This is a genomic window from Adlercreutzia mucosicola DSM 19490 (assembly GCF_000422625.1).
In the GTDB taxonomy this organism is placed as follows: Bacteria; Actinomycetota; Coriobacteriia; order Coriobacteriales; family Eggerthellaceae; genus Adlercreutzia; species Adlercreutzia mucosicola.
Window position 1 is genome coordinate 45,956 of record NZ_AUGK01000007.1, and the last position, 13,251, is coordinate 59,206.

The following is a 13,251-nucleotide window of genomic DNA, read 5'->3' on the forward strand; positions in this document are numbered from 1 at the left end:
GCCCCGCGTGCGATAGGAGGGCGTCCCGATGAATGAGAAAACCTACGAATTCGAGGTGGAATTGAAGAAGGTGCCCGACATCGACGGGGCTTATGTGGAGTTTCCCTACGACGTTCGGGAAGAATTCGGGCGCGGACGGGTGAAGGTGCACGCTACCTTCGACGGCGTGCCCTATGATGGAAGCCTCGTGCGCATGGGAACGCCCGGCCACATCATCGGCGTGCGGAAGGACATCCGCGCGGCCGTGGGGAAGCAGCCCGGCGATACGGTGCACGTGACTGTTCGCGAGCGAGCCTGAAGGGGAAGCCATGGGATTGTTTGACAGCTTGAGGCCGGCCGACATCAACGCCGGGGTGCGGGAGTTCCGTGAGACGCTGGGGGCGAAGCTCATCGACGTGCGCACGCCGGCGGAGTTTGCCGACGGCCATATCCCCGGCGCGGTGAACGTGCCGCTGCAACAGATCGGCTCCATAGCGGCAGCGGTGCCCGAGGCGGCCACGCCACTGTTCGTGTACTGCCTGAGCGGCGGTCGCAGCGCCCAGGCCGCGGCGGCCCTGAAGCGAGCGGGCTACGGCGATGTGCGCAATATCGGCGGTATTGGGAGCTGGAACGGGGAGGTGGAGCGCTAGATGAAGGTCGTCATTATCGGGGGCGTGGCCGGCGGCGCGAGCGCGGCGGCGCGGCTGCGTCGGCTGGACGAGAGCGCCGAGATCGTCATGTTGGAGCGCACGGGCTACGTGTCCTACGCGAACTGCGGGCTGCCCTACTACGTGGGCGGTGTCATCGCCGACCGCGCCGAGCTGACGCTGCAGACGCCGGAGCGCTTCCGCGAGCGCTTCAACATCGACGTGCGCGTGGGCAGCGAGGTGACCGCCATCAACCGGGAGGCGAAGACGGTCTCGGTGCGCGAGGCGGAGACGGGCCGCATCTACGAGGAGCCCTACGACAAGCTCATCTTGGCGCCGGGGGCCGCTCCGGTGGTGCCGGCGGCCGTGTCGCTGGATTCGCCGCGGGTGTTCACCTTGCGCACGGTAGAGGACGCCCTGGCTCTGCGTGCGTTTGTGACCGAGAAGACGCCGCGCCGGGCCGTGGTAGTCGGCGGCGGCTTCATCGGCATCGAGGCCGCCGAGAACTTGGTGGAGATGGGCGTGGAAACCACGCTCGTGCAGCGACCCGCGCAGCTGCTGAAGCCCCTGGACGCCGACATGGCCGCCTTCGTGCACGCTGAGATGCGCGCTCATGGGGTGCGTCTCGTGCTCGGCGGCTCGCTGGAGGCGGTGGACGAGGACGCCTGCGGTCTTGTCGTGCGCCTCGGCGACGGCGAGGCGCTGCCGGTCGATCTGGTGGTGCTCGCCATCGGCGTGGCGCCCGAGGCGCACCTGGCCGCCGAGGCGGGGCTCGCCCTCGGCCAGCGCGGCAGTATTGCCGCCGACGCGTCCATGCGCACCTCTGATCCGGACATCTTCGCCGTGGGCGATGCCGTGGAGGTGACTCACGGCGTGACGGGAAAGAAGGCGCTCGTGGCCTTGGCCGGCCCCGCCAACAAGCAGGGGCGCATCGCCGCCGATGTCATCTGCGGTCTTAACAGCCGCTATGGCGGCTCCTGGGGCTCGTCGGTCATCAAGGTGTTCGATCTCACCGTGGCGTCCACGGGTCTGAACGAGGCGGCCGCCCGCACCCAGGGCTACGATTGCGACGCGGTTATCCTGTCGCCCGGCTCCCATGCCGGCTACTACCCCGGCGCACGCCCCCTGACCATGAAGGTGGTGTTCGAGAGGGGCACGCTGCGGCTGCTCGGCGCCCAGATCGTGGGGGCCGAGGGGGCAGACAAGCGCATCGACGTTCTGGCCTGCGCCATGCAGCTGGGAGCCGATGGAGCGCGCCTGAAAGATCTGGACCTGGCCTACGCGCCGCCCTATTCCTCGGCCAAGGACCCCGTGAACATGGCCGGCTTCATGATCGAGAACGTGGCCGCCGGCCTGATGAAGCAGGCTGGCTACGACGAGATTCCCGCCCTGCGCTCGGCCGGTGCCACGCTGCTCGACGTGCGCACGGGAGCAGAATGGGATCGGGGCCACATCGACGGGTTCGTGCACATTCCTCTGGATGAGCTGCGCGACCGCCTGGGCGAGCTGCCGGCCTCAGCGCCGGTCTACGTGACGTGCCAGTCGGGTCTGCGCAGCTACGTGGCCTGCCGCATGCTGGCCCAGCACGGCTTCGACGCCTACAATTTCCGCGGCGGCTACGGCTTCTACCGCGTGGTGGTTGCCGACGGGGAGCCGGTGCGCTGCGCCCGCCCCTGCGGCGCCGAGCGTTAGGGACTGAGCGCCCGCTTCGGATGGGTCCTGGATTGCTTCGGGGCGAGAAGGGAAAAAGAGAGGGGCGACGGGCCCCTGCGCGAAAAGAGGTGCGCCTCGAAGACGGGGCGCACCGCGGCAACTAAGGAGACTGGCATGGCATTGACCGTCAAGCGTTTTCACGAGCTGAGCCTGGACGAATATCACGAGATGCTGAAACTGCGCTGTGCGGTGTTCGTCGTGGAGCAGCAGAGCCCCTACCAGGAAGTGGACGACGCCGACAAGGAGGCGCTGCACCTGTGGCTGCGCGACGGGGACGGCGCGCTTGCGGCCTATGCCCGGGTGCTGCCGGCCGGCGTGACCCATCCCACGGCCTCCATCGGCCGCGTCATCGCCGTCCAGCGCGGCATGGGCGCGGGGCGTCGCATCATGGAGGAGGCCATCCGCGTGGCCCAAAGTGAGCTGGGCGCCGACGTCATCACCATCGAGGCCCAGGTGCAGGCCCGCGGCTTCTACGAGAAGCTCGGCTTCAGGCAGACCTCCGACGAGTTCGACGACGGCGGCATTCCCCATATCGAGATGCGCCTGACGCGCTAACCTATCCGGCCGGGGCGACTCGGGATATGCTGGGGCGGTCTGTGCGGGCGAGAAGGGAGATACCATGAACCAGCGCGAGATATACTTGGCCGGAGGCTGCTTTTGGGGTACCGAGGCCTACCTGAAGCGCATCCCCGGCGTTCTGGAAACCGAGGTCGGTTACGCGAACAGCGCCGTGGCCGACCCCAGCTACGAGGAGGTGTGCTCCGGCGAGACGGGCGCGGCCGAGGCCGTGCGCGTTACTTACGATGCCGATGTGCTGCCGTTGCCTCTGCTTCTGGCGGCCTACCTGCGCACGGTGGATCCCTTCTCGCTGAACCGCCAGGGCAACGACCGCGGCACCCAGTACCGTACGGGCATCTACTGGATCGACGACGCAGACCGGGCCGCCGCGATCTCGGCGCTGGTGAGTCTCGCACGCACCAGCGGCAAGAACCCGCGCATTGAGGCTGCCCCGCTCGCCAACTTCTCTCCCGCCGAGGCCTATCACCAAGACTACTTAGGCCGCAATCCCTTCGGCTACTGCCATGTGAACCTCGCCGACGCCCGCGTTTTCGTGGAAGAGCACGCCGCGGACTTCGCCATCGCCGACCGGGGTTATACGCGGCCTTCCGACGAGGAGATACGCGACTCACTGACGCCCGAGGCCTTCGAGGTGACCCAGGAGGCGGCCACGGATAGGCCCCATGCGCACCCCTACGACCAGCAGTTTGAGGACGGCATCTACGTGGATGTGGTCACCGGCGAGCCGCTGTTCAGCGCACGGGATAAGTTCGACGCCGGCTGCGGCTGGCCGTCGTTCTCGCGTCCGCTGGCTGAAAGCGTCGTCAAGGAGTCGGTGGACGAGTCTATCTCCGGCATGCCCCGCGTGGAGGTGCGCAGCGCTGTCGGAGACAGCCATCTGGGCCACGTCTTCGCAGATGGGCCAGTTGAACTGGGTGGCCAACGCTACTGTATAAACGGAAGCGCCCTCCGCTTCATTCCCGCCGACAAGCTAGAAGCTGAAGGCTACGGCTACCTGCGCGATGTCGTGTCTCAATAGGTAGAGGCAACAGGGGCAAGTTGGCGGTGTGCATCGGGGCCGTCTCGGGCGAAGCTTGCGTTACGGCTTGGTGGCCCGGTGCTCGGGGTGCGGCTCGTGTGCGACAATGGGGAAGTTTCGATTGCGAATGAGAAAGGAAGCTTCATGCGCCCCTACGAAGAGCTCATCGTGCCCATTCCCGACTATCCGAAGCCGGGTATCGTGTTCCAAGACCTCACGCCGGCCTTCGCGGACGGCGCGGCCTTCGCCGCCATGGCGGACGATTTGGCCGCGCACTTCGCCGATGCCGGCATCACCAAGGTGGTGGGCGCCGAGGCCCGCGGCTTCATTGTGGGCGCGGCGGTGGCCTTGCGCTTGGGAGCTGGCTTCGTGCCCTGCCGCAAGCCGGGCAAGCTCCCGCGTACGACGTTGCGCGAATCCTATGTGCTGGAGTACGGCACCGATGTGCTGGAGATTCACGCCGACGCGCTGACGCCTGACGACGTGGTGCTCATCGTGGACGATTTGGTGGCCACGGGCGGCACCACCACGGCCATGGTGCGCCTCATACGCGCGAGCGGCGCGCATCTGGCGGGCCTCGGCTTCGTCATGGAGCTGGCCTTTCTGAGCCCCCGTGCCGTGATCGCCGAGGAAACCGATGCCGAGGTGTTCTCGCTTATAGCCGTGGAGGGCTAGCTGCGAACGTAATCGGCCGGTGGCGCGGCGTCAACGGGTCGGTGTAAGGTGACGAGACGGGTCGGCAAGTGACTGCGCGCTCCGATATTATGGTCGGGTCGAGGGGCGGTGCCTTCGCATCGCCTGGCCCTGCGAGTTAAGGAGTGACGCATTATGGCAATTCTTTCGAACCCCTTCGTCATGGAAGTCCCGCGCAAGCTGACCGACCGCGAGCTGGCCAACGCCATCCGCCAGGATCTGGTGGGCGAGCTGGAGGCCATCCACGAGTACGATGCCCACATTCTCGCCACTGACAACAAGGACGCCATCAAGGTGCTCTCCGACATCCGCGACGAGGAGCGCGAGCATATGGGCGAGCTGTTGGAGCTGCTGGAGCGTCTGTGCCCCGACGAGAAGGGCCTGCACGACGAGGGCCGCGAGGAAGTGCGCGAGCTGCTCGGCGACAAGAAGGGCAAGTAGGCGCCGCGCCATCCCAAGTCGTCATCATGCAAGCGGGCCGCTTTCCCACGAGGACCGGCCCGCTTTTCGTGCTCGGAGTTCTCCTACCCTAAAAACAGCAGGTTCAAAGCCACGTTCAGTATGAATAACCCTACGATGATCGCTGCGAACAGCAGGATGCGGCGTGTGTCGCCCACCGCGAGGCCTGTGCGCGGGTCAACGGGGTGCTTCTCGGGGTTGTCGCGGGTCAGTCCGCCGTACACCTTCTTAAAGATAATGTAGGCCACCACGCCCGAGGCGAGAAACACCACGGTGGCGAAGAAGTCGCCCACGGGGTTCAGGCACAGGGTGAAGGTGGCGATGCCGAAGGCCAAAGCCGAGTACAGGCGCACGCCCACCTTTCCGCCGCCGATGACGTACATGTCGGCGGGACGGTTTTCCACGGGGTACATTTTGCGCAGGCGCATCACGATGAAGCCGAGGAACATATAGCGGGCCAGGATGAAGATGATGTTCATCTCGATGATCGTGGTGAAGTCGAACTGCGAGAAGACAAGCGATGAGGCAGCGATGGTGAGCACGCCGACGAAGGGGCTGCGGCCCGACTTGTCCACCTTGCGGATGAACTTGGGGAACAGGTTGTCTTCCGACAGCACCCAGAAGCTGCGGGAACCGCTGGCCAGGTAGGTATTGTAGATGGTGCACTGGCTCATGATGGCGATGACGAGGAACAGCACCACGCCGGAATGGCCGAGCACCGCAGAGAAGATGGTGCCGTAGCCGAGCACATCGGCCGAGAAGCCGCCGTCGATGCCCCATTCGGTCCACGAGCCGGCCGGGTAGGCGGCCAGGCAGGCCAAGGTGGGCAGGATGTAGGACAGGGCGATGAGCGGCAGGGCGATGCGGAAGCCCTTGGCCACGTTGCGAGAGTCCTCGTATTCCCCGGACATGGCGGCGATACACTCGTAGCCGCAGTACATCCAGATGCCGATGCTGAGGGATTCCACCAAACACCCCATGGGCGCCTCGGGGGCGGCGAAGATGGGGTCGAAGGGATTGGTCTGCCAGTTCATGAAGCCGAAGACCACGGCCATGCCGAACACGACGAGAATGAGGATGGAGAAAAACGAGCTGATGCGCTCCACTTCCAGCAGGCCCACGAGGTTCACCACGGTGAAGCAGGCCACGACCAGCAGTTTCACCACGAAGGTGCCCTCGTCGTTCAAAGACAGCAGCTGGGAAGTGTAGCCGCCCACCATGGCGATGTAGGCACCGGAGGAGATGTAGGTGTCCATGGAGGTCCACCAGCCGGCCTGAAAGCCCCAGAACTCGCCGAAGGTTTCCTTGGCCCAGGCGTAGATGCCGCCCTCGCGCGGGAGGATGGCGTTGGCTTCGGCCACGAGCCGACTGATGGGGCGCGCCCACACGAAGGGCAGCACCATAAGGATAATAAGGGTGAGGCCCGGACCGGCGGCGGGGATGATTTCCTCGATGCCAAAAGCACCGGCCGATACCAGGCAGAAAAGCATAAATGCGATGCCCAAGGGGCTGATGTTGGTCTTGCGCAAGTTTCCGATGGTGCCATCGGGGGGCTGCGGCGGAAACAAGTCTTGTTGTCCGGCAGGCAGCTGACTTTTGACAGACAAAGCAAACCACCTCCTCGAGGTGTTGGGGCCATAAGGATTGCAGTGTAGCCCATCTGCCGTGCTTCTGCGAGAGGATATTTCCAGCGGTGCGGGCCAGGGCGCTTGCGGAGCCTTCTTGGGCAACTGCCCAAGAAGGCGGTCGGAACTCTAGAGAATGGTGGCCAGTATGGTGTTGTCGAAGGCAAAGGGGGAGTCGGCCAGGCGCTGCAGGCGCAGGGGCAGCCCCTCGTCGCCGAGGAATCCCTCGTAGATCACCTCCTCGTCGGGAAAGAGGAAGCTGGCTTCGCTGTCTTGCACGGAGCGGTGGAGCAGAACGGTGCGCAAGCTGGTGTCGAGGAAGGCGGCGATGCCAGCTTCGGCGGCGGCCAGGGCATCGGTCGCGAAGGCGGTGAAGGGCTCAGGGGCGTGGCCGGGGATGCCCGCGCGCAGCAGATAGGTGGCCTCGGCGGTACAGGCGAAGTCGAGGCGCAGGATGGTGCCGGGATTGAAGCCGAGGCCACCGCGCAGGGCATCTTCGCGAGGCGACGCGCCGTCGGGATGCAGGATGAGCGAGCCGAAGTAGACGGCGATGCTGAAGAGCGTGGCGCCGTCGGCCCCATCGCCGTACCAGGCCGGGGCGCCCACCTGGGGCAGGCGGTCGAGGAGCAGCTGGACCTGGGGCGCCTCGGGCGGGACGGCGAAGTAGGGCCGGTTGAAGATTTTGGTGTAGCTCATCTCTCCTCCTGAGGGCGACAGCGGGGTTCGTAGGGAGGTTTGATCGGGGGTTGGTGACTCCTCTACCATAGCCGATATGGAGGATGAAAGAAATAGTCGCAATAGTCCGATTTTAGTCCGAATTCTATAGATTTGCGCGGCTTTTGATGTAAAAGTGGCCCCTTGAGAGAGGCCACGAAAAGGTGGGTGCTGGAGCGCTGGGCGCGGGGCGGCCTGCGAGGAAAGGGTTGCGGGGGCGGGCCTCAGCCCGCCCACCGTGCAATGGCGCACTGGTGCGTCAGAGGCCACTCCGAGCGGTCCGAAGGCCGTCCCCCGCAGGGCTCTCGTTGCGCCGCCGGCCTTCCCCGCTTACTCGTCCTCGGGGATGAGGCCGGCCTCGTAGGCCGCCTGGAGACGGCGCAGGTCGCCGATGCGCTGGCGGATGGCCGCACCCTCGTCGGTGTCGGCCACGGTGCGCGGGGCGTCGTAGCGCTCGAGCACGCGCCGCGCGCCAATGATGTCGGCATTCTCCTGAATGGCCGCCTCGCGCGAGGTCAGCGGCTCGTTCGCGTCCAGGAACAGGCCCTCGGCGTTCGATACCAGGGTGTAGCCGGCCAGGCCCGTGGTCTTCTGATAGGCGCTCGAGAAGCCACCGTCGATGGTGAGCACGCGCCCTGCGGCCTTCACCGGGTCCTCGCCGTCTTTCGCTTTCACCGGCACGTGTCCGCAGATGATGCGCGAGGTAGCCGGATCCATGCCGAAGTCGCGGAAGATGCCATCTACCACCGCGGGGTCGTCCAGCAGCGTGTAGAAGGGGTTCTTCACCTCCTTGCGGGCGGCCTTGTCGGCGATGAGGTACAGCTCGAAGGTGGCCATCTTACTCTTGGCGAACAGGGGCGAGCCGGGGCCGAGCCACAGGTACCACAGCATGGCCAGGCCGCGCTCGCGCTCCTCCTCGTCGGTGGCGAGGAAGGCCGCGCGCACCGAGGCGTCCACCATGTCGTAGAGGGCCCGTCCCCGGTAGGTCTCGCCGAACAGGGTGACTTCCAGCAGCGACCCGTCGGGAGCCAGGGGCACGCAGGCGTGCAGCAGCAGGTTGCCGTTCTCGATCTTGTACAGGCTGCCGTGGTCGAGGAAGAAGGCCATGTGGCGCTGGAGGCGCTCGCAACGGGTGAAGGCGGCGCAGAGCTGCTCGATGACGGCCGCCTCTCCCTCGGTCAGGCGGTAGGGGTCGTCCCAGTCCACCGTGGGGAAGGCGGTGTCGGTCAGAGCGTATTCCACGCCGTCCACTACCACGGTGCCGCGTTCGCGGTCAATGCGGTGCAGCAGGTTGCGGTCGTCCAGGCCGAAGGAGGGGTTCGCGGCGATGAGGGCCGCCTCCACCTTGAACTGGATGACGGCCATGGCCTTCTGGATCTTCTCGGTCAGCGCGGTCTCGGCGGCCGAGAGGCCGGGGTTGCCCTTGAGGGCGAAGGCGACGCAGGGGTCGTCGGCGTAGGCCTCGGCAGCGAAGCTGGCCAGGGGGCGCAGGTTGATGCCGTAGGCGTCCTCCAGGATGGACAGGTTGCCGTAGCGGGCGCAGATGCGCACCACGTTGGCCACGCTGCCGGGGCTGCCGGCGGCTGCGCCCATCCACAGGATGTCGTGGTTGCCCCACTGCACGTCCACGGCGGGGTAGTCCAAAAGTTCGTCCATGATGAGGTGGGGCGCCGGGCCGCGGTCGTATACGTCGCCGATGAGGTGCAGCTGGTCCACCACGAGGTGCCGGGTCAGCTCGGCCAGGGTGATGGCCAGGTTGACGCCGTAGCCGCCCTCGATGGCGGCCTCGATGAGGGCTGCGGCGGTGCCGGCCTTGGCAGCCACGCCCTGGGCGGCCAAAAGCGCAGCGGCCACGGCGCCGAAGTCGGCGGGAATGAGGGCGTGCACCGCGGCCAGGCCGTGGCGGCTGGCGGCAGCATGGGCCAGGGCCGCCAGTCGGCTCAGGGTAGCGGCGAGCCAGGCATCGGCGGCCTCGTCGCTGGTGGTGCGGCCGAGAACCCCGAGGGCCTTCTCTTCCGGATAGGCCACTACGGCGGCCAGCTCGGCTGCTTCCCCGGCGGTCAGCCCAGCGCCGAAAGTGTCGGCGATGAGGGTGCGCACGGCGCCCGATCCGTTGCGCAGCAGGTGGGAGAAGGCGTTGTACTCGCCGTGGATGTCCGAAGCGAACAGCTCCGCGCCCCGGGGCAGGGCCAGCACCCCTTCCAGCATCGCCGCCGCTTCGGCCGCCTCGCTGGCCGTCGGGTACAGCTCCGAGAGAGCTTCCAGGTAAGTCGTTTCAAGCGCGTCCATAGATCATCCTCCTTGTTGGACCGCAGAGATTCCGTGACCCCATTGTATCCGACCCCCGCGCGAGCTCGTTCGTCGCCGCAGAAACTGCGGAGCCCGCAGGGGTCGGCGCGGTCGCTTCGGGGCATGCTTTGTGGGAGAGGGGCGCGGAGCGGGGTTGAGCCTTCCGCATGGCGAGCGTTCGTCTCGCATCGCGTTGTGGCGGGTATGCGACCAAAATTACGTTTGGGCGAGGGGCGCTCTTGCGGAAAGCGACAAAAATCACGTTTGAGCGAGCTTTTGCGTTAGAAAATGGCTCTCCGGCGCGCGATGCCCTCGCCCAAACGTAATTTCGGTCGCTTTCCGCAAGTGATTGGCGGCGAGAGAGGGCTTTGGCGGAGCGCCGAGCCCCCCAACCATGCAAGCGGGGCGATCTCTGCGCACGCCGCTCATGAATGGAAATTCAGTTGACCTGGCCCGTGCGTTGTCCATGTGCTTTCGGACACGGTATGGTGGTGCGCCATGAATTTGTATCTCAGTCATAGGTCGGCTCTGATGTTCTGGCGCGCTTGGTCTGCAAGCCGTGCCATTTCCCTGCGCGCTTTCCACGACCTGCGAAAGACGGACGGCTCGCTTTTCCCTGGCCGTCTGTACGACGCGACGGCCGCGCTTCGAACCTGCGCGAGTAGCGACGAGGATGTTCGCAACCTGCTGTGCCACGTCGCCGATTCAGAGGTCAAGGCGTGGATGCGCGCATGTCTGGAAGAAGAGGGCGCTCTCGTTCACGTACTGGTCGAGCGCGGCGAAGGAACGAGGAATTCACGCAAGATCGTTCGCCATCGCTCTGCCCTCGTGTACCCCCGAGGCGCCTTCATTGGGGTGGCTCCCCATCTCTTCATTTGCTCGCCAGAGCTTGTGTTCGTCCAGATGGCGGCTTCTTTATCTTTTGGCGAGCTGCTTGCCTTGGGGTATGAGCTGTGCGGCTGCTATCCGTTGGACCGTCCCGATGGGGCGGCACTGATGCGACGGCCGCTTACCTCGCCAGCCAGGCTCGCTGCTTTCTGCGCTCAGATGGAGAAGGCACGTTGCGTGAAGGTGGCTCGCGTTGCGGCGCGGCAGGTGCGTGCAAAGTCTGGCTCGCCGATGGAGACCGAGCTGGCCATAGCGGCCTTTACCTCGGTGCAGCGAGGGGGCCTGGGCGTTGAGCCGGCGTCTCTCAATGCGCCCATCGCTCTTTCCCGTGCGGCGCGCCGCGCGACGGGGCTCAACCGCGTGGTCGGCGATTTCTATTGGCGCGAAGCCCGCTTTCTCATTGAGTACGACGGTCGGGAGGCCCACGCCTCGGAGCATCGGCGCGCGCACGATTCGCGCAAGCGCGATGCGCTTGCGATGGACGGCATCGAGTTGATGACTGTTACGGCGCCCCAGTTTCGCAATGTGACCCAGAGTATTGCGCTGCTCGACAATGCCGCACGCCGCATCGGAAAACCGAAGCGCAAGCGAAAGCAAGGCCATTTGCAGAAGCACATGGCTCTTCGGGCACAGGCGCGTCGGTATCATCGAGAAAGTCTTTCCCAAAAGGACGGCGGCCACGGCCTAGGGGCGTGAGCGAGGCCGGCGAGCGAGGAAGACGAAGGGAGGTCGGCCTCGGAAACGACCAGAATCACGTTTGAGCGAGGGGGATTTGGCGCCGAACGCCTTTTTTGCTCGAGAATCCTCGCTCAAACGTGATTTCTGTCGCTCGAGGAAGGCCCAACCCTCGCCCAAACGTGATTTTGGTCGTTTGCGAAGTGAGGGCATCTCGTGGATGCATGTCCATTGCAGGACGCCCGACCCGCTTCGGCGTCCTTCTCGTGGCATGGATCACCAGAGGGGGGGCGCCCGTTTCGGGGGAGGGCGCGGGCGCACCCGTTTAGATGCACTTGCCGGCTAGGACCCGGCTTGCTCGATGATATCGATGAGGGCCTGCTGGGAATGGACGCCGAGCTTCTTATATATATGATCGATGTGGGTGCGGGTGGTGCCGTCGGAGATGTACATCTGCTTCATGATGTAGGCGGCTGTGCGGCCCTTTCCCAGATAGGCCAGCACTTCGCCCTCGCGCTTGGTTAAAGCGTAGGTGGCGATTACCCGGCGGCAGGCCTCCTCGTAGGTCAGGGACGGCTCGGGGACTCCGTCGGTGGTGGCCGGGGCCACGGCGTCGATGCCGTCGCCGCCCATGGGGTCCGAGGCACCGGCGCGCTTCTCGGCGGTGCGCAGCATGCCGATAAGGAGGAAGGCGTCCACGGCCCCCAAGGCGAAGAAGAACCCGATGAGCAGGGCTGACCAAGGGCCGTCGCCGTACAGTGTGGGCAGGATCATGAAGAAGAGCACGCCGACGGCCCACCCCATTTTCAGCACGAAAAACGACAGCACGAAGCGATCGGACAGGCGTGTGGTGCCGCGAGGCGCGAGGCAGAGCAGCCACAGGAAGTAGTAGACGAGTCCGTACACGAAGCGATGGAAGAATACGAGCAGGCTGAGCACGGCGATGTTCTGGAACAGGGAGGTGGCGTACAAGGCCACGAGCAGCGCGGGCAGGACCAGCAAGTACACCAGGGCCAGCCGCGTCATGCCCGCGAAATGCCGGTGCAGCACGCTCAGGAGCGCGGCTGCCGTGATGCCGCCCAGGCCGCTGAGCACCTGGATGGCCATGGAGTAGGCGCCGCCGTCCTGATATCCCATGCGCGTGGCGTGGGTGGAGATGAGCAGGGCGCCCATGAGAAAGAAACTGGTCAGCAACGCACCGGTCTCGCTGCGCGACGAGCGCCAGCCGAACAGCTCGAGGCCGGTGCCAGCGGTCGCGGGGGCGGCCGCCGAGGCGGGGATGTCGGCGATGCCGGCGGTCGCGGGGGCGCCGGCGGCCTCGTCAGGGCCGGTGGCGCTGGTGCTCGCGGCGCCGGCGGCTCTGTTGCCAGCCGCCTCTTCCGCGGCTTCCTTCCCCAGCGCTTCCGCGAACAGGGCGAAGCATGCCAGGGCCGCCAGGGGAAACAGGCTGATCAATGCCAGGGCCACTTCCCATTTCAGCAGGGCGCAGGCCAGCTGCAAGAGCCCGCTGACGGCGAAGCCCGCCACGAATACGCGCATGGATCGCTCGCCGAACGCGCGGGCGGCGGCCACGGCGATCACCACGAGCCCGACCGTGTAGCTCTCGCCCCAGGGCGCGCACCACCCCAACATGGCGCTCATCTCGGCCGGCAGCAGGCCCGCTGCCTGGGCGCTCTGGGCCGCCACGGCCACTTCCTGCAGCAGGGTCAGCGCGGCGAAAAGCGCCACGAGCGATCGCCTGTCGCCCTCCCGGCGCAGCAAGGGGAAGGCCGCGGCGAACAGAAGCGCGCATACGGCCACGTTCAGTAGCATGGCTTCTAGGGTGAGACCGGGGTAGTTGTAGACGGCGGTGTAGAGCCGCGTTTCGCGCGCGGCCAGGCACAGCCCCACCGCCAGGGCGGCTCCCAAAGGCGCCATTCGTTTCGACATGCGGACTCCCTCCCCGTGTTTTCCCAGGTAGGCGCTGTCTATC

General features: G+C 66.0%; 12 protein-coding genes. 8 read left to right on the forward strand and 4 right to left on the reverse strand.

Annotation, left to right across the window (positions count from 1 at the left end; all coding sequences use genetic code 11):
• Positions 1 to 28: 28 nt before the first annotated feature.
• The 7 genes from G503_RS0105310 (at position 29) to G503_RS13870 (ending at position 5,070) form a co-directional block, all read left to right on the forward strand.
• Positions 29 to 298, forward strand: a complete 270-nt coding sequence (locus G503_RS0105310; RefSeq protein WP_028026760.1) for a DUF1905 domain-containing protein — start codon at positions 29 to 31, stop codon at positions 296 to 298.
• 10 nt (positions 299 to 308) lie between these two features.
• Entirely contained in the window at positions 309 to 629 is a 321-nt protein-coding gene (locus tag G503_RS0105315) for a rhodanese-like domain-containing protein (RefSeq protein WP_028026761.1), read from the forward strand.
• Positions 630 to 2,318: an FAD-dependent oxidoreductase gene (locus G503_RS0105320; protein WP_028026762.1), complete on the forward strand. Its 1,689-nt coding sequence runs from the start codon at positions 630 to 632 to the stop codon at positions 2,316 to 2,318.
• A gap of 135 nt (positions 2,319 to 2,453) precedes the next feature.
• Positions 2,454 to 2,894 (forward strand): GNAT family N-acetyltransferase, encoded by a 441-nt coding sequence (locus G503_RS0105325; protein ID WP_028026763.1) that lies wholly within the window; start codon positions 2,454 to 2,456, stop codon positions 2,892 to 2,894.
• A gap of 64 nt (positions 2,895 to 2,958) precedes the next feature.
• Positions 2,959 to 3,936 carry a peptide-methionine (R)-S-oxide reductase MsrB gene (msrB, locus tag G503_RS0105330; protein ID WP_028026764.1) on the forward strand — a complete coding sequence of 326 codons (978 nt, stop codon included), beginning with the start codon at positions 2,959 to 2,961 and terminating at the stop codon, positions 3,934 to 3,936.
• A 144-nt stretch (positions 3,937 to 4,080) separates the two neighbouring features.
• Complete coding sequence (locus G503_RS0105335; protein ID WP_028026765.1) at positions 4,081 to 4,611, forward strand: adenine phosphoribosyltransferase; 531 nt, start codon at positions 4,081 to 4,083, stop codon at positions 4,609 to 4,611.
• Between the two features lie 153 nt (positions 4,612 to 4,764).
• On the forward strand, positions 4,765 to 5,070 hold the full coding sequence (locus tag G503_RS13870; protein WP_016309456.1) for a ferritin family protein: 306 nt from the start codon (positions 4,765 to 4,767) through the stop codon (positions 5,068 to 5,070).
• Between the two features lie 83 nt (positions 5,071 to 5,153).
• Here G503_RS13870 and G503_RS0105345 read toward each other — a convergent pair whose 3' ends face one another.
• From G503_RS0105345 to G503_RS0105355, 3 genes are all read right to left on the reverse strand, one after another.
• A complete protein-coding gene (locus G503_RS0105345) occupies positions 5,154 to 6,695 on the reverse strand; it encodes an APC family permease (protein ID WP_156891939.1) in 1,542 nt (513 codons plus the stop codon).
• A gap of 147 nt (positions 6,696 to 6,842) precedes the next feature.
• Positions 6,843 to 7,409, reverse strand: a complete 567-nt coding sequence (locus G503_RS0105350) for a hypothetical protein (RefSeq protein WP_028026767.1) — start codon at positions 7,407 to 7,409, stop codon at positions 6,843 to 6,845.
• 348 nt (positions 7,410 to 7,757) lie between these two features.
• Positions 7,758 to 9,716, reverse strand: a complete 1,959-nt coding sequence (locus G503_RS0105355; protein ID WP_028026768.1) for a fructose-bisphosphatase class III — start codon at positions 9,714 to 9,716, stop codon at positions 7,758 to 7,760.
• Positions 9,717 to 10,214: 498 nt separating this feature from the next.
• Between G503_RS0105355 and G503_RS15575 the strand changes: the two genes are divergently transcribed.
• The gene (locus G503_RS15575; protein WP_051190958.1) at positions 10,215 to 11,300 is read left to right on the forward strand and encodes a hypothetical protein; all 1,086 of its coding nucleotides are present in this window, start codon (positions 10,215 to 10,217) and stop codon (positions 11,298 to 11,300) included.
• A gap of 321 nt (positions 11,301 to 11,621) precedes the next feature.
• On the opposite strand, the gene G503_RS13880 is transcribed toward G503_RS15575, so the two are convergent.
• Positions 11,622 to 13,208 (reverse strand): response regulator transcription factor, encoded by a 1,587-nt coding sequence (locus G503_RS13880; RefSeq protein WP_156891940.1) that lies wholly within the window; start codon positions 13,206 to 13,208, stop codon positions 11,622 to 11,624.
• Between the last annotated feature and the right edge of the window lie 43 nt (positions 13,209 to 13,251).